14 protein-coding genes and 1 pseudogene are annotated in these 16,978 nt (G+C 59.4%); all 15 read left to right on the forward strand.

Features of this window, described 5'->3' with window-relative positions; all coding sequences use genetic code 11:
* The first annotated feature begins 3 nt into the window (after positions 1–3).
* A complete protein-coding gene (locus V5B40_RS02165; RefSeq protein WP_332352944.1) occupies positions 4–1,524 on the forward strand; it encodes an O-antigen ligase family protein in 1,521 nt (506 codons plus the stop codon).
* A 4-nt stretch (positions 1,525–1,528) separates the two neighbouring features.
* Positions 1,529–3,418, forward strand: coding sequence for an asparagine synthase (glutamine-hydrolyzing) (gene asnB / locus V5B40_RS02170; RefSeq protein ID WP_332352946.1), 1,890 nt, complete (start codon positions 1,529–1,531; stop codon positions 3,416–3,418).
* On the forward strand, positions 3,408–4,451 hold the full coding sequence (locus tag V5B40_RS02175; protein WP_332352948.1) for a class I SAM-dependent methyltransferase: 1,044 nt from the start codon (positions 3,408–3,410) through the stop codon (positions 4,449–4,451). The genes asnB and V5B40_RS02175 overlap by 11 nt, the downstream gene beginning before the upstream one ends.
* A gap of 130 nt (positions 4,452–4,581) precedes the next feature.
* Positions 4,582–6,291 carry a murein biosynthesis integral membrane protein MurJ gene (gene murJ, locus V5B40_RS02180; protein WP_332352950.1) on the forward strand — a complete coding sequence of 570 codons (1,710 nt, stop codon included), beginning with the start codon at positions 4,582–4,584 and terminating at the stop codon, positions 6,289–6,291.
* Positions 6,292–6,363: 72 nt separating this feature from the next.
* The gene (gene wecB, locus V5B40_RS02185; protein ID WP_332353240.1) at positions 6,364–7,455 is read left to right on the forward strand and encodes a non-hydrolyzing UDP-N-acetylglucosamine 2-epimerase; all 1,092 of its coding nucleotides are present in this window, start codon (positions 6,364–6,366) and stop codon (positions 7,453–7,455) included.
* Entirely contained in the window at positions 7,455–8,759 is a 1,305-nt protein-coding gene (locus tag V5B40_RS02190; RefSeq protein ID WP_332352953.1) for a glycosyltransferase family 4 protein, read from the forward strand. Before wecB ends, V5B40_RS02190 begins: the two co-directional genes overlap by 1 nt.
* Positions 8,756–9,712 (forward strand): UDP-glucose 4-epimerase family protein, encoded by a 957-nt coding sequence (locus V5B40_RS02195; RefSeq protein ID WP_332352955.1) that lies wholly within the window; start codon positions 8,756–8,758, stop codon positions 9,710–9,712. Before V5B40_RS02190 ends, V5B40_RS02195 begins: the two co-directional genes overlap by 4 nt.
* A 53-nt stretch (positions 9,713–9,765) precedes the next feature.
* Positions 9,766–10,329: a sugar transferase gene (locus V5B40_RS02200; protein ID WP_332352957.1), complete on the forward strand. Its 564-nt coding sequence runs from the start codon at positions 9,766–9,768 to the stop codon at positions 10,327–10,329.
* A 127-nt stretch (positions 10,330–10,456) separates the two neighbouring features.
* Positions 10,457–12,394, forward strand: a complete 1,938-nt coding sequence (locus tag V5B40_RS02205) for a polysaccharide biosynthesis protein (RefSeq protein WP_332352959.1) — start codon at positions 10,457–10,459, stop codon at positions 12,392–12,394.
* Positions 12,391–14,496, forward strand: a complete 2,106-nt coding sequence (metG, locus tag V5B40_RS02210; protein WP_332352960.1) for a methionine--tRNA ligase — start codon at positions 12,391–12,393, stop codon at positions 14,494–14,496. The genes V5B40_RS02205 and metG overlap by 4 nt, the downstream gene beginning before the upstream one ends.
* Before the next feature lie 6 nt (positions 14,497–14,502).
* Positions 14,503–14,754, forward strand: a complete 252-nt coding sequence (locus V5B40_RS02215) for a hypothetical protein (RefSeq protein WP_332352961.1) — start codon at positions 14,503–14,505, stop codon at positions 14,752–14,754.
* 106 nt (positions 14,755–14,860) lie between these two features.
* On the forward strand, positions 14,861–16,144 hold the full coding sequence (locus V5B40_RS02220) for an acyltransferase family protein (protein WP_332352962.1): 1,284 nt from the start codon (positions 14,861–14,863) through the stop codon (positions 16,142–16,144).
* Positions 16,108–16,407 (forward strand): SGNH hydrolase domain-containing protein, encoded by a 300-nt coding sequence (locus V5B40_RS25085; protein WP_434735811.1) that lies wholly within the window; start codon positions 16,108–16,110, stop codon positions 16,405–16,407. The genes V5B40_RS02220 and V5B40_RS25085 overlap by 37 nt, the downstream gene beginning before the upstream one ends.
* Positions 16,388–16,741 carry a hypothetical protein gene (locus V5B40_RS25090; protein ID WP_434735812.1) on the forward strand — a complete coding sequence of 118 codons (354 nt, stop codon included), beginning with the start codon at positions 16,388–16,390 and terminating at the stop codon, positions 16,739–16,741. The genes V5B40_RS25085 and V5B40_RS25090 overlap by 20 nt, the downstream gene beginning before the upstream one ends.
* Positions 16,629–16,961, forward strand: a pseudogene (locus V5B40_RS25095) (hypothetical protein); the annotation flags it as partial. The gene V5B40_RS25090 and the pseudogene V5B40_RS25095, both read left to right, overlap by 113 nt.
* Positions 16,962–16,978 lie beyond the last annotated feature (17 nt).

Below are 16,978 nucleotides of genomic sequence, written 5' to 3' on the forward strand. Positions count from 1 at the left end.
CCCATGGAGTCTACTTCCAGATTTTCGCTGGCAATAGCGGTAGGCGCGGTATGCGCGCTGCTTGCGGTGCACTTCGGTGACGCGGCGCGATGGCCGGTGCTTTTTGGCGTAGGTGGGCTGGCATTTTGGGCTTTACGAGAACCGGCGACTGGTCTTCTTGCCAGCCTGCCGCTGGTGTTCATGATCCATCCCACACCGACAGAGCCTGGCTGGCGCGAGTTTGGATTTGTGATAGTCCTCGCTATCGGTGGTAGTGCTTCCTTGTGGCAGAAGCGGTCGGTTTTGCCTGGCTTCGCTCGCGAAGTTTGGTGGGTAATCCTTGGCGCTGGGACTGTCCTTGGCGCCAACATCGCCACTGCCGCGAGCCATGGCGTGCCTACGAGTGACTGGATGCGCGGCGCGATACCCTTCGTTTTCGTCTTGTCCCTGATCCCGGTTTTTCTGGAAGCACGCAGCAATGAAGTTTTCAAAGCCGCCTGGTTGTGGGCAGCAATTGTCACGGCGGGCTTGTTTTCATGGCATGTCGTGAGCTATTTCGTCTCCGAGCAGCTGTGGAACCCTTATTCCTACACTTTCGATAATGGGACGTGGACACGACTGGACGGCAACACCCTGAAAACCACCGTTGCGCCCGTATTCGAATTCAAAGCGCGGGTGACGCAGCTGGTTCAGCAGGCGACCGATGCGTTTCTTCCGCTGGGCTATGTCTGGGGCGTTTGGCTCGTTCTGTGGGGGCGCAGCCAGGTGATTCGAAGCGCAGGCTTCGCGCTCGTGATACTCTCAATCGTGGCCATGATTCTCACCTACACGCGCAGCATGTTGCTTGCCGCATGGGCCGTTGGCGGGCTCTTGATGCTCTTCGCGGCGTTCGCCGGTGCCTGGCGAAAAGTCGTAATAGCGGCTCTGATCACCGTGTTCACAGCGTCGGCAACGGTCGCCGTCTTTGATCTTGAGGACGTCTACTTGAATCGCATTTTCCTTCTGCGCCAGGCGCTGAACGCCGTGACCGAAAAGCAAGCGACGAGTAGCGGCCAGGAGGCGCCTCACGAAGAGCGAGGGGGGCAAGCCGGGGTTCTTCCGGGAAATACCGTTAACGATGCCAATGTCAATTCGCGCATGGAGGAGTACCAGACCGCCTGGAGCATGTTCTTGGAATCGCCGATCCTGGGGCAGGGCCTCGGCATCCGTCATACCATATCGTTCGAGACGGGTCACGGCGAGATGTTGACAGTCAGCGTGGGCTATGTACACAACTGGATTTTCTATGTTCTGATGGTCGGCGGCGGCGTTGGATTGCTGGCCTATTCGCTCATTCTCTTCGGGCCGGCAGTTCTTGTCTTCCGTTCGCTGGCGGACGATCGAGAACAGGCGCTGGCCATTATTGCGACGGTTATCGCACTGGCTTTATATGCATGCTTCTTCGCGGTTTTTCGTTTGATTTCCTTCAATCTGCTGCTAGGTGGGCTGTGGGGTCTGGCTCTCGCCATGCGCCAGGACCAGAAAGCCGTTGAGCTCAGGGCCTGAGACCATGTGTGGAATAGCTGGGGTGTATAGCCGTAACCTGGAAGTTCTCTCGCGGATCCAGGCCATGACCAAGGTTCAGTCCCATCGGGGTCCTGACGGGATGGGGCATCTCTTGCTTGGTGAGCAGGCCCGCCTGGGTGAACGAAGTGCGCCCGTTGCGCAGACCGGGGACTGGCTGGCGCTCGGCCACCGGCGTCTGGCCATCGTGGACTGCACTCCGGCCGGCGCCCAACCGATGGCTTCGGCAGATCGCCGTGACTGGATCAGTTACAACGGTGAGATCTACAACTACCTCGAACTTCGCGACGAACTCGTCGGCTTAGGCTTTAACTTCCGCAGCGGTACCGATACCGAAGTCATTCTGTGTGCTTACCGCGCGTGGGGTCTGGGTTGTTTCGAGCGCTTCAACGGCATGTGGGCGCTGGCGCTTTGGGACGGCGAACGGCGTCGCCTGGTTCTGTCCCGCGACCGACTCGGGGTGAAACCGCTGTTCTACGCGCAGAGCGCCGATGCGCTGGTTTTCTCCTCGGAGATAAAAGGCATCCTGGCGAGTGGCTGTGTCAAGGCGACCTTGAATAGGGATGTTGCCGTTGATTATCTGAAGTGGTCGATGGTTAACCATCGTCATGACAGTTTCTTCGCCGGCATTCAATCACTGCCACCCGGCCACTATGCGGTTGTTGATGACACTCTGCAGGTTCGCCCCGAGCCTTTCTGGTCGCTAGAGAGGCCTGGTGCGGAGACTGCTATCGACATCTCGGAAGCGAGTGTGCGCTTCGCCGAGTTGTTCCGCGATTCGGTAAAGCTACGCCTGCGTAGTGATGTTCCGGTGGGGTCTTGCCTATCCGGAGGGCTCGACTCTTCGGCAATCGTTTGTCAGGCGGACGAATTGCGCCCGGTCGCTGCGGGGGCTCTGCACACATTCAACGCTGCTTCCGAAGATCCGCGTTTTGATGAGCGTTCGTGGTGTGCTCTGGTCAACCAAAGCGTAGATGCCGCGGCCCATCATGTCTTTCCGAGCGGTGAGGAGTTCGACAAGGATCTGGATGCACTGATCTGGCACCAGGAAGAGCCTTTCACGAGTGCCAGCATCTACGCTCAGTGGGCCATCATGCGGGAGGCTCGGGCAAACAACATTCCCGTGTTGCTCGACGGCCAAGGCGCCGACGAGGGGCTTTGTGGTTACCGCAAGTTCTACCTTTTCTACCTTGGCGACCTCATCCGGCGTCGCCGTATCGGCCGCCTGTTGAGCGAAGTCTATTCTCTGGTCGTTCGTGGCGATCGCGGAATGTTGCGTTGGCGCGAAGGGGCACGTTATCTGCCTGCTTTCCTGCGCGGAAGAACTCCCTCGCTATCGGCGTTCCTGACGTCGAGCGGAAAAGCGCTATGGGATCGAAGCCAGCTGAGCCTAGGCGGCCGTACGTCGATTGCCGAACGTCAGGTCATGGACTTGACCAAGTTCAGCGTGCCCTCTCTGCTGCGCTACGAAGACAGGAATTCCATGGCTTGGTCGATAGAAAGTCGAGTGCCCTTCCTCGATTATCGACTGGTCGAGTGGCTCGTCAGTCTTCCCGCGGAAGTAAAACTTGCCGGTGGGCAAACCAAGGCGGTGATGCGGCAGGCGCTTCGAGGTCTGGTTCCCGACGCGATTCTCGACCGGCGAGACAAGATGGGCTTCGTGACGGCCCAGGAAGTGTGGATGCGCGATACGCTGCGTCCCGCCATTGAGCACTGTTTCTCGGACCCAGATTTTCCGCTGGCGGACCTCGTCAATCCGGCTGCGGTGCTGCAGGAGTACCGGGCCTGGCTACAAGGCAAGTCACGTTTTCCTCAGCGGGATTTCTTCCGGCTGTTTCTCCTTGCTCGCTGGGTGACGCGTTTCGATGTCAAGTGAGATCGAGATGGTTCTCGTGCCGGTGCCGGAATGCCCTTTCTGCGGCGCTCGCAGTGTGAGCGATTTCGATAGCGCAAGTGACACGCTGATGCCGGAGATCAATCGTTACCTGCCTTCGGATCACCAGGCGCTGCCCGTCGATCTGCTCAATGTTCGCCGACGTTGTTCGGCCTGTGGTCTGATTTTTCTTGCGCCGCGCCTGGACGCGAAGAGCCTGGCAAGGCTTTATGAGCTCTGGTACGGGTACGCCTATCGGCGGGTGATGAGCGATCCGGAGCATGTGGAAGAGCGACGAAGAGAGTTCGAGCGATACCACCTTCGCCTGCTCGAAGAACATTGTCCGCGTAAGGGGCGCCTTCTCGACGTTGGCTGTGGCAGTGGCCTTTTTCTAGGTATCGCCAAGCGCCACGGGTGGTCTGTTACCGGGGTCGAGCTCGATCCTGCGACAGTGGCCTGGGGCAAAGAGAACGAGGGGATTGCCGACCTGCGTTGTGGAGTCCTGGCCTCCGTTCTGCGTCCTGGCGAGGTATTCGATGCGATTACCCTGTTCGATTATCTCGAACATACGGACAGACCGGGCGCCGATCTCGATTTCCTGATCAGTCATCTGGCGCCAAGGGGCGTGTTGATGGTTCGCGTTCCGAATGCGGGGGGATGGCAGGCTCGCTTCATGGGGACACGCTGGTTGGCGGTGATGCCCACGCACTTGAGCTATTTCACTCGCCCAGTTCTCCATGGCGCGCTCACGTCGCATGGGCTTGAAGTGCGCTATCTGCGTGCGGGTAACTACAGAAGACAGTTGGACATCGCTCGTCAGCGGTTACGCTGGCTTCGTCGGCGCATTTACCAAGCTTCAGAGCGTGCAGTGCAATCTTCTGCCGACCATTGCGCTGCCTCTGTGCAGCCACCTGTCGGCAATCCGGGATCCGCTATGCTGCGCTGGATTTACAGCATTTTTCTTGAACAACTTGATCATGTTGGTGGCTGGTTTGGCAAGGGAAACAACCTCACCGTGATTGCTACCAAGAAGTAGCCGAGTGATTGTCGATAAAAACCCGATGCGGCGACAGCTGAGAAGGGTAGAAAAAATGAGTATCTGGAGGCGGCGGCTTGTGGCTTTGATTTCTCCTTGAAGTTGCTGGAGACGAAAACGGTCCGGGGCAATGACCATTCGTTCGGCGCGAAGTTTCTTGCCGAAAGAGAGGCAAAGCGTCGCAGAAAATGTGGGATTATCAGCATGCAGAATGACGATCTTTGTATGGCGGGCGTTTCAGGCCTTGGCTCATGTCTTGCCAAATAGGTGGCCGGCCATCGCGCAAAGGGTCGGTGAGCCAAGCATCTGGAGCGTGCACCCGGTCGGGCGCAGTTTAGCTATTGTGCGACACTTGATTCTTTCGGCGGGCATTATTTCTGCCTTGACCCTGTCGACCAACGTTCTCGGGTTTTTTCGCGAATTGTTGTTCGCACGCGCATTTGGAGTAGGCCAGGAAGCGGATGCCTACGTGACAGCCTTCTCCATTGTGGCCACCTGTTTCCTTGTTTTCTCTGCTGGCTCGCTGCAGGGGGCATTCATGCCGCGCTATCAGCAGGCAATCGTGAAGGCCATTCCGAGTCGGGCGCGCGGTCTCTGGTTGTACTCTTTGATCGGGCTCTGTCTCATCTTGGCAGTGATCGTTGTAACGATCACTCTCGGTGCCGAGAGTGTCGTTGCGTGGGTCGTTCCAGGATTTTCCGAGTTGGCAAGAAGCCTGACCGCACAGGTGCTCCGCTGGCTGGCTCCGATGGTATTTCTGTTCAGTCTTGGGGCCTTGATGCAGTCGGTCATGCATGCCAACCAGCGATTTCTTCTGCCTGCGCTGGTCCCCGCCTTGAACAATCTCGTGCTTATCGCCAGTCTGCTTCTGCTGGTGCCATCGTTTGGCCTGATTGCTTTCGGTTACGGGAGCGTACTCGGGGCTGCGCTCTGGTTGACATTGCTGCCTGGTGTTTTGACTCAGCTGCCAAAGGCGCCGGCGAAATTTGAACCGCGCGAGCTGCGTGCTCTCCTGCTGTCAATGCTTCCTCTGGTGATTCTGCTGTTGGCTGATCAACTGAGCGGACTGGTACAAAAAACGCTGGTCTCCGATCTGGAAACAGGCAGCATCGCGGTGCTCAACTACGCAGCCCGCTTAGAGGGGCTGCCGGTCGGGATTTTCGCCAGTGCAATTGCCGCGGCCTTCTTCCCTGCGCTGGTGGACGCGTTGGCTAGACGTGATCCGAAAGCCGTCGCAGAGCGCTTCTCTCTGGGGCTTGCCGGCACGTGTTTTTTTGCTGTGCCGGCAATGCTTTTTCTGATGGTCGAATCCAAACAGGTCGTCAAGGTCTTGCTTGAGCGCGGAGCGTTTGGACCGGAGGCCAGTTTGCGCGCTGCGCAGGCCTTGAGTTGGTATGCGTTGGGTCTGCTGCCGCAAAGCCTGATCGTCTTCCTAAACCGTGTCTACTTCGCCAACGGGGATACCCGTACGCCCATGGCTATTGGCGTGTTTACGGCTGCAATTCACGTCCTGTTTTGTTGGCTGCTTGTCAATCAGGTCGGCTATCTGGGGATAGCCATGGGCACGAGCCTTTACGCGTTCATGTACTGCATGTTGCTTCTCGCCAGACTCGGTTCGGTGATTGATGCGCCGCTTCGGCATATGTGGGCCGCGCTTTGGAGAGCTGCGGTGGCGGGCTTCGTGATGGTCCTGGTTCTCATGTTTTTTGATTTTACCGAGTCTATTTCCGGCTTTCTTCTTGCCTTGGCGGCCGGAAGTTCCGCATATCTTGCGGTAGCGCTTCTGCTACGAGATCCGGTCTTGGCAGCCTGGCGTATTACATCGGCGCTGAAAACATGAACCGGAAACGTGGTGGCATGCAAGCCGGGCATGGATAATGCCCAATGGTAAACATATGGAGATTAATTGAAAATGCTTAAATGTGTCACCGTTGTGGGAGCTCGTCCTCAGTTCATTAAGGCAGCGTCTGTGGCTCGACAGATGCATGGCAGAGCCGATATCCGTGAGGTATTGGTGCACACAGGCCAGCACTACGACAGCAATATGTCGGACATATTCTTCTCGGAGATGAAAATTCCGCAGCCTGATTACCATCTCGGTATTGGTTCCGGGTTGCATGGAAATCAAACCGGGAGAATGCTGGCGGCCATTGAGGACGTTCTCGTGAAAGAGAAGCCAGACCAGGTATTGATTTACGGTGACACCAACTCGACGCTGGCTGCGGCTTTGGCCGCGTGTAAGCTGCATATCCCGGTGGCGCACGTCGAGGCCGGTTTGCGCTCTTTCAATCGACGCATGCCGGAGGAGATGAATCGGGTACTTGCCGATCATGCGTCAAGTCTCCTGTTTCCACCAACGGAAACCGCGGTGAAAAATCTGCAGCGTGAGGGCATTTCCGGCAAGCATGTCATCAATGTCGGCGATGTGATGTACGACGCCGCGCTCTATTACGGGGAAATCGCGGTACAGCAGAGCAGGGTCCTGGAACAGTTTCAATTGGTGGCCGGCGGCTACGTGCTGTCGACGGTTCACCGGGCGGAAAATACCGACGATCCGGAGCACCTTCGGGAAATCTTCAGCGCTTTGGCCAAGGTATCCCGCGAAATCCCCGTGCTTCTGCCGCTGCACCCGCGGACCAAAGCAACGCTCAATAGCCTGGGATTAAAAGTTGAAGGGTCTGACCGCCTGCTGATCGTTGATCCGGTGGGCTATCTGGACATGGTGATGCTGGAGAAGTATGCGGCCCTGGTTGTCACCGATTCCGGCGGGGTTCAAAAGGAAGCCTTCTTTCACCGGGTGCCATGTGTCACGCTACGCAAAGAGACAGAGTGGGCCGAGCTGCTCGATCTCGGCTGGAATCGCTTGCTACCGCCAAGGAACGACGGGGAAATGGCCAGGGGGATACTCGCGGCGATCGGCACGAGCGGGCTCGAGAAGCGGGTTTACGGCGACGGTTACGCAGCCAACAGGATTGTCGATCATCTGATCGGGACAGAGGCTTGATGGATGACGACGCTTTACAGTCGGGCATGAAGCCTTTGCACCTCGTTTTTGTCGCCCATTTCGCCGGATCGCCAAGCCATGGGATGGTCTACGGACACTATTTCCTGGCTCGTGAATGGGTCAAGCTGGGGCATCGGGTGACCATCGTCGCCGCCGGCAGGGCGCACACACGCTTCCGGCAACCCGAACTGAGCGGGCGTGTCACGGAAGAGATGATCGACGGAATCCGCTACCTGTGGGTGCGCACGCCAGACTACGCGGCTGCGAGCCGAATGGGGAGGGTGTTCAACCTGCTCAGCTTCGTCGGGCAACTGTTGACCGTCAGACTCCCGGTTGGCGAGGTCGATTTGGTGATCTGTTCGTCGCATTGCCCCTTCGCCATCCATCCCGCGCGGTCGCTGGCGCGCCGGACCGGTGCGCGGCTGATCTTCGAGGTGCGCGACCTGTGGCCCCTGACCCTGGTCGAGCTGGGAAACGTTCGCCCCTCTCACCCTTTGATTCGTGCCATGCAATGGTCCGAGGACTACGCCTATCGTCACGCCGAGAAGGTGGTTTCGGTCCTCGCCGCTGCGCGCGATTACATGGTTTCGCGCGGGATGCGCGCGGACAAGTTTCATTTCGTACCGAACGGTGTCGATATGAGCGAGGAAATGGGAGCGAATCCGCTGCCGTCGTCGCATAGCGAAGTGCTCGAGGAGCTTCGCCGATCTGGTCGCTTTCTCATCGGCTATGCCGGCCGCGTCGGCGTGGCCAATGCGCTGCATTCCCTGATTGACGCGCTTGCGCGTTGCGGCGACGACTCCGTGCATGTCGTGATCCTCGGCGACGGGGCCTATGTGGCTGATCTGCGCGAGCGGACCCAAGCCTTGGGCGTCGCTGGCAGGGTGACATTTCTCGCATCGGTCGTTAAGGGGCAGGTCAATGATTTCCTCACTTACATGGACACTGCCTATATCGGGCTGCAGGGGCAGCCGCTGTTTCGCTTCGGCGTCAGCCCGACCAAGTTAAACGACTATATGCTTGCTGCTCGCCCGATTCTCTACGCCATCGACGCGCCGGGTGATGTGGTGGCGGAGAGCGGTGCGGGGGTCAGTTGCAAGGCCGAGGATGCGGATTCGATAGCCGACGGCATACGGCAATTGGTGGCTGCCGGACCCGAGGGGCGCAAGGCCATGGGGGAGCGTGGCCACGAATGGATAAAATTCAATCGGAGCTACTCCGTGCTGGCTGCTCGCTTCCTTGAAGCCGTTCTGCCAGAGACGCCTGTTGCGCTTCAGGAAAGCAGCGGCGGGAGGACGAGATGACTATTCTCATCACCGGCGCAAATGGATTTGTTGGACGGGCGCTGTGTTATCGCTTGGCTGCGGATCATGTCCCATTCCGCGCCGCCTGCCGGAATGTGGCCCAGGGCGACCTGCCGGCCTCCTGGGAAACGGCCGACGGCGTCTTGTCAGCAGAGCATGACTGGTGCGCAGCGCTTACCTCCGCGGCTGCCGTGGTGCACTGTGCCGCTCGCGTTCACGTCATGAAGGAGGCCGCGTCTGACCCCCTCACGGCGTTCCGACGCGTAAACGTCGAGGGGACGTTGAGCCTTGCCCGGCAAGCTGCAGCGGCTGGCGTTCGGCGCTTCCTGTTCATCAGCTCGGTCAAAGTCAATGGCGAGAGTACGCTGCCGGGGCACCCCTTTCGGGCCGATAGCGTTCCCGCGCCACTTGATCCCTATGGGGTTTCGAAAATGGAAGCCGAGCGTGCTCTGTTTTCGATGGCTCGTGAGACGGGGATGGAAGTGGTTGTCATCCGTCCTCCCCTGGTCTACGGTCCCGGAGTGAAAGCGAATTTCCTGGGCCTGATGCGTTGGCTGTGGCAAGGGGTGCCCTTGCCGCTCGGGGCGATCCATAACGCGCGCAGCCTGGTCGGCATCGACAATCTGGTTGACCTGATCGTCACCTGTATCGATCATTCGGCCGCGGCCAACCAGCGCTTCCTTGTCTCGGATGGCGAAGATCTCTCCACAACGAAATTGCTCCGTCGCATGGGTGAAGCATTGGGCAAGCCGGCGCGGCTGATTCCTGTGCCGGCCGCCCTGTTGCAGCTGGGCAGCAAGTTGCTGGGCAGGCCGGACTTGGCACGGCGCTTGTGCGCCTCCTTGCAACTGGACGTTTCGCAGACGCGCGACTTGCTCGGCTGGAATCCTCCTGTGAGCGTCGATGAAGGCTTGCGCCGGACGGCCGCGCATTGGCTGGCGATAAAGAGGTAGTGGTGAAGAAAGGTCGACCTGGCAAATGACCACCGAAGCTGATTGGTTGAGATATGGCTAAACGTTTGTTCGATTTCTTGCTGAGCATTGTTGCGGCGCTGCTTCTGGTGCTTCCAATCGCCACGATTAGCGTCCTCGTGCGCCTGACTTCACCTGGTCCGGTGCTGTACTGGTCTGACCGCGTGGGCAAGGGCAACGGCATCTTCAGGATGCCAAAGTTCCGCAGCATGCGACTTGGAACTCCTGCCGTGGCGACGCATTTACTGCACAACCCGGGCGCTTATTTGACCCCGATCGGCTCCTTCCTTCGCAAGAGCAGCCTGGACGAACTGCCTCAGCTCTGGAATATCCTGAAGGGCGAGATGAGCTTTGTTGGGCCGCGTCCGGCGTTGTTCAATCAGGACGACCTGATTGCCCTGCGCACGAAGTACGCCGTGCACGAGTTGCTGCCCGGCCTTACCGGCTGGGCGCAGGTCAATGGGCGGGACGAACTGCCGATTCCGGAAAAGGTGAAGCTGGATGCCGAGTACTGCCGTCGCCAATCACTCGGATTCGATCTGTATATTTTGTGGTTGACCTTCGTCAAGGTCGTGCGCCGCGATGGCGTGTCACACTGATGCGTCGCTTGGCCAGCAGCACTGCGCATCGGCAGGAGTGCTTGTTTTCGGAGGCGCGGCCGTTGGGACTTGGCGTCGTCACCGCTGACCGGGACGGACTACAGGCGTCGAAGGAGGCGGTGAGCAGATGATCAGGAAGTTTCTTTCTCTTTCACGCAGGCAGAAGCGGGCAATGGCCATGGCCACTGATCTGATCTTGCTGATTCTCGCCTTCTGGTTGGCTCTCGCGCTGCGCTTCGAAAGCTGGACGCCGGAGATTGCTCCCTACGAGTGGCAGATGGTTGCCGCTCCGCTGCTGGCGATTCCGATTTTCATTCGCTTCGGTCTCTACCGTGCCGTCATTCGGTTCATGGAGGACCGGGTGGTGTTCGTGGTCGCCGGTGGCGTGTCCCTGTCGGTCCTGCTGCTAGCCGCGGTGGCTGCCCTGACTCACAAAATTGACGTTTCGAGGGGCCTGCTGGCGATCTACTGGCTGCTGGCCGTGGTCTTTATCGGCTCAAGCCGCTTTTTGGCGCGCAGCTATTTCTTGCGCAGCGAGCGCGGCCAGGATTCGCGCGTACGGATCGCGATCTACGGTGCCGGTCGGGCCGGGACGCAACTGGCTTATGCTCTGCGTGCCGGTCGGGAGTATTTGCCGGTGGCATTCATCGATGACAACCCAATGCTTCGTAAAGCCGAAGTTGCCGGCTTGCAGGTGTATTCGCCGAAGCAGATGGCCAACGTCTTGCGGACCAAGGAAGTTGATGAAGTGCTGCTGGCGATTCCGTCGGTCCGACGCGCGCGCAGGGCCGAAGTGCTCGACCTTCTTGGTGGACTTCATTGCAAGGTGAAGATCGTGCCCGGCATGGCCGAAGTGGTGAGTGGGAAGATCGTCGTTGACGCGATCCGCGAGGTTGAAATCGAGGATCTGCTTGGGCGGGAGTCGGTTGCGCCCGACCCGCAGCTGCTCGGGCGATGTATTGTGGGCAAGGTGGTGCTGGTTTCCGGTGCCGGCGGCTCAATTGGTTCGGAGCTTTGTCGCCAGATCGTTCGCTTGCGGCCCGCACGCCTGATCATGATGGAGCTTTCCGAGCTTGCACTGTATGCAATCGAGCAGGAACTTGCGGCCTTGTGCAAGAGCCTCGAAACTCGCGTCGAACTCGTGCCGGTCATGGGTTCGGTCACGCAGCAGCACCGCAACCAAATGGTGATGTCGAGTTTTGGCGTACATACCGTCTATCATGCGGCAGCGTACAAGCATGTTCCGTTGGTGGAACATAACCCGATCGAAGGCCTGCGCAACAACGCCGTGGGTACACGGCGAATGGCGGAGGCGGCATTGGCGGCCGGAGTCGAAACCTTCGTGCTGATTTCAACTGACAAGGCGGTACGGCCAACCAATGTGATGGGGGCAAGCAAGCGGCTTGCCGAGTTGATTCTGCAGGCCTTGGCCAGGCGCGGGGGCAGCACGCGCTTTTGCATGGTCCGCTTCGGCAATGTGCTCGGTTCGTCGGGCTCAGTGGTGCCACTCTTTCGCAAGCAGATTGCCGCAGGTGGGCCGATTACGCTCACTCATCCCGACATTACTCGCTACTTCATGACCATTCCCGAGGCATCGCAACTGGTGATTCAGGCAGGGTCGATGGGACAGGGTGGCGAAGTCTATGTGCTGGACATGGGTGAGCCAGTCAAGATCATTGATCTTGCCCGGCGCATGGTCCGTTTGAGCGGGCTTGAAATGCGCGACGAGCAACATCCGGAAGGCGATATCGCGATTGACATCGTCGGCCTGCGCCCGGGTGAAAAGCTCTTCGAGGAGCTGCTGATCGGCGAGAACGTAGAGGGCACCTTGCATCCGCTGATCATGCGGGCCTACGAACACGAGCTTCCCTGGGAGCAACTCGTCGAGCCTCTGGCGATGATGGACAAGGCCAGCAGAGCGTTCGATTATGAGTTCGTCCTGAAGCTGTTGAGCTCGATCGTCGAGGAGTATACGCCGGCGCGCCACGGCGATAGGCCTTTTCCAGCCTGCCCGGAGCCCCTTTTGATAGAATGCCGCTTTGCCCCGCTTGCCCCCGCCCAATGAGCCGTCAGATCCTCGTCACTTCCGCCCTGCCGTATGCCAACGGCGCAATTCATCTCGGTCATCTGGTCGAGTACATTCAGACCGACATCTGGGTGCGCTTTCAGAAAATGCGCGGCCATGAGTGCTGGTACGTCTGTGCCGACGACACCCATGGCACGCCGATCATGCTGCGCGCCGAGGGCGAGGGGATCACGCCGGAGGCGCTGATCGAACGCGTGCATGGCGAGCACACGCGCGACTTCGCGGGCTTCCACGTTGCTTTCGACAACTACTACACGACCCATTCCGAAGAGACGCGTTCCTGCGCCAACGAACTTTACGCACGGCTGCGCGCCGCCAATCTGATCGAAACGCGAGTCATCGAGCAGTATTACGATCCGCTCAAGCAGATGTTTCTTCCCGATCGCTACATCAAGGGCGAATGCCCGAAGTGCGGCGCGCCCGACCAGTACGGTGACAACTGCGAAAGCTGCGGGGCAGCCTACACCGCGAACGAGCTGAAAAACCCCTATTCGGCGGTCTCCGGCGCCAAGCCCGAGCTCAGGCCGTCGGAGCACTATTTCTTCAAGCTTTCCGATCCTCGCTGTCAGGGTTTTCTGCGCCGCTGGACGCAGGGCGAAGGGCGCTTGCAGAGCGAGGCGGCCAACAAGTTGCAGGAGTGGCTGGGCGAGGTCGGCGAGAACAAGCTGACCGATTGGGACATTTCGCGTGAGGCACCGTACTTCGGTTTCGAGATTCCCGATGCGCCAGGCAAGTACTTTTACGTCTGGCTCGACGCACCGATTGGCTACATGGGCGCCTTCAAGAATCTCTGCGCTCGCGAAGGGCTCGACTTTGCTGCCTACTGGGGACCCGAGTCGACCGCCGAGCTCTATCACTTCATCGGCAAGGATATCCTCTACTTCCATGCGCTGTTCTGGCCGGCCGAGCTGCAGCACGCCGGCTACCGGACGCCGACCAAGGTTTTCGCGCACGGTTTTCTGACCGTCGATGGCGCCAAGATGTCGAAGTCGCGCGGCACTTTCATCACCGCCGAGAGCTATCTGGCGCAGGGTCTCAACCCGGAGTGGCTGCGCTACTACTACGCCGCCAAGCTGTCGAGCTCGATGGAAGACATCGACCTCAATCTCGACGACTTCATCGCGCGCGTCAACTCCGACCTGGTCGGCAAGTTCGTCAACATCGCCAGCCGTGCGGCAGGCTTCATCGTCAAGCGTTTCGCTGGTCAGCTCTGCCCATGCGATGAATCACTGCCGGCGATCGAGGCCATCCGCGGTCGCCGCAGCGTGATCGCCGATCACTACGAGGCGCGCGAATTCAGCAAGGCGATTCGTGAAATCATGGCCCTCACCGACGGCGCCAATCAGTACGTGGACAGCGTCAAACCGTGGGAACTGGCGCGTCAGGAAGGCCGCGAAAACGAGTTGCAGGCGGCATGTACCAATGCCCTCAACCTCTTCCGTCTGCTCGCCATTCTGCTCAAGCCGGTGTTGCCGGCGCTCGCTGCCAAGGTCGAAGCTTTTCTCAACGTCGCCCCTTTCGTCTGGGACGACGGCGACAGCGTGCTTGCTGCCGGGCACGCGATCAATCCCTATCAGCACCTGCTGACACGGGTCGAGAAGAAGCAGCTCGATGCGCTGGTCGAAGCCAACCGCGACTCGCTGGCCCCAGCACCACAGCCGGCGCCGCAAAAACATGCCGAGCAGCAGGAGAAAGCCGCCGCCGTGGCCGTGGCCCAGGCGGCCGTCGGAGCCGACGCCGGTCCGCATATCGGCATTGACCAGTTCCTGAACGTCGACCTGCGCATTGCGCGCATCGTCGAGGCCAGCCATGTCGAAGGCGCCGACAAACTCGTTCGCCTCGTTCTCGATATCGGCGCGCTCGGTACACGGCAGGTTTTCGCCGGCATCAAGGCCGCTTACGAGCCATCGGCGCTGGTCGGGCGAATGACGGTGATGGTTGCCAATCTGGCGCCACGCAAGATGAAGTTCGGCCTCTCCGAAGGCATGGTTCTCGCGGCGTCCGATGCGGATGGCCAGACCCCCGGCATCTTCCTGCTTTCGCCCGACGCCGGTGCGCAAGCCGGCATGCGCGTCAAGTAGGCCAGGATGTACGGCCGCAACCGTCCGCGCGTCACTCTGCGCGTGCTGTTCTTCGCGCTGCTCGACGCTGCCGGCATAGTGGTTCTAGCGAGCGGCGCAATGTGGCTGGTCAGAGGCCAGACGCTGTTCATCCCCGACTTCCCGACCAGTACGCCGGCTGCGCTGCTGACCGTCGTCGCTGGCGTCGCCCTGATGCTCTGGGCTACCGCGCAGATCCTCCGTGAGCTGATCAAACATCCGGACGGTGGACGGCGCTGACACGTCTTGATGTCTCGGCTGGCGAACATCCGCAGTTAGGGCATCGAGATGCAGCAGTTTTCGGCCTTGAATGGTCACCTGAGCACGCGATGAGATTGTCGTCCGAATGACCCAGCCAAGTCAGAAAACTCCCACCAAGTATCGTCCTGACATTGATGGCTTACGGGCCATCGCCATCATTGCCGTGGTTTTCTATCACGCAGGTTTCCCCGGCTTTCCCGGCGGCTTCGTTGGCGTTGACGTCTTTTTCGTCATTTCCGGCTTTCTGATCACTGCCCTGCTGTTCAACGAGGCCGCCGCTACCGGCCGCCTCGGCTTGAGCGCCTTCTATGCGCGGCGCGTCCGCCGTTTGCTGCCCGCTGCTCTGATTGTGGTCGCGGTGAGCTTGCTGCTTGGCGCCTTCGTAATGCCTCCAGCATCGGATGAGCAGCGTTCCCTGGCTCGTTCGGCAATGGCTGTGGCTTTTTTCGCGTCAAATTTCTTTTTCTTCACCACGACGGGAGGCTATTTTGACGCGCCGTCGTTCAGCATGCCCTTGCTGCATACGTGGTCGCTGGCAGTAGAGGAACAGTATTACCTGATCTGGCCTCTCCTGATGCTGCTGGTTCTCCGCTTTTTCCGAGGAACGGCCGCCGAATCCACGCTGCGCGTACGTGTGCTTTGGGCCCTGGGGCTGATGTCTCTGATATCGCTTGCCGTGTCCATCGGGATGACGCCAAAGCACCCGAGTTTTTCCTTTTACCTCCTGCCGGCCAGAGTTTGGGAGTTTGCCATCGGTGGTATCGTCGGACTGGCGGCGAGTGCCTTCTATGCGCGTCTGAGGTCGTGGGGGGAAGGGCTCGCAGTGCTCGGCCTGGTGCTGATTGTGTACTCCGTCGTGATGTTCAACGACGGGACGCCTTTTCCGGGGGCGGCGGCCATTATTCCGGTCGGCGGTACGGCTATGCTGATTTTCGGCATGACCGCGAATGAACATGGCATCGTGCGACGTTTGTTGGCTTCTCGGCCATTGGTGTTCATTGGCTTGTTGTCGTACTCGTGGTATCTGTGGCACTGGCCGTTATTGTCTTTTTATAGAACCTACAGCCTGGGTGCCAAGAGTCTGGCAGCAAATAGCTTGGCGATAGCCGCCGCCCTGGTGCTGGCCTGGCTTACCTATGTCTGGATCGAACGTCCGGCCCGGATGTATCGGAAAGGGCCTTTTCGCAGCATCCGCGCGACCTTGTTTACTGGCGGCGCCATTTGCCTGCTGACGCTCTCGCTGTCTGCCGGATTATGGGCGTGGCGTCATTATCAGCAGTCAGCTGACGCGTATCAGTGGATCAAACCGCGCGCGCTGATCGTCCTTTTTTCGTGGAAGCATGCTCGCAGCCTGAGCGTCCGCCGGTAGCCGATCTGCCGCTGGAAGAGTGCACTTACGGCCCGGACAAGCAGCACCCTAAACTACTCTTGTGGGGTGATTCGCACGCGCATCACTTGTGGCCGATGCTGACCGAGGCGTTTCCCGATGTTGCCGTGTATGAACTCACGATGCCCAGGTGTGTGCCGCTGGTCGGTCCTGAATCCGAGAAGTTGACTCGCCGTCCAAGTCCTGCAATGAGTTCAATCAGCGCGTCTTCAGGAAATTCTGGCATTGCGGGAAATCGGGCTTGAAGGAGTGGTTATTTCTGCGCGATGGCCAATCCACTTTGGTCATCGGAGTTTCGCCTGTATCGATCGACAGAACGGCGCCCTGGACGCTCATTCGGAAGTGATTGCGCAGCTACGCGCCGAAATGCAGACCAGTCTGGAGACGACTCTCAGTACACTTGAGAGTATCGGCCTGCGCGTCCTGGTGATCGCGCCGACTCCCACAGCTAGTCTATTCCGCGCCGCAATGCCTGGCCGTACGAGGAGAAGAGGACTGCAATACGCCGCGTGCACTCAACGACGAACTGTTGGTGGATACGACGGAGGCGCTGGCCGAGGTCGTAGCTCAGCATCGTGACGTACGCTTGATCCAAGTGATGGATTTCTTCTGTGACGCACAGACTTGTTATGCCTCGCGCGATGGAAAGAGTCCTCTACCACGACGACGACCACCTTACAAAAGCGACAGCCCGAGATCTCGGACGCCATCTGGCCGCCGATCTCGCCTGGGTACTGATGAGCCAGCCGCGCCAGCGGCCAGTGCCGATCGTGGTGGTCAGTCGGCAAGCAGCGACTGAGCGCGCCGCTCCCTCTG

The organism is Candidatus Accumulibacter meliphilus, from assembly GCF_036625345.1.
Lineage (GTDB): Bacteria > Pseudomonadota > Gammaproteobacteria > Burkholderiales > Rhodocyclaceae > Accumulibacter > Accumulibacter meliphilus.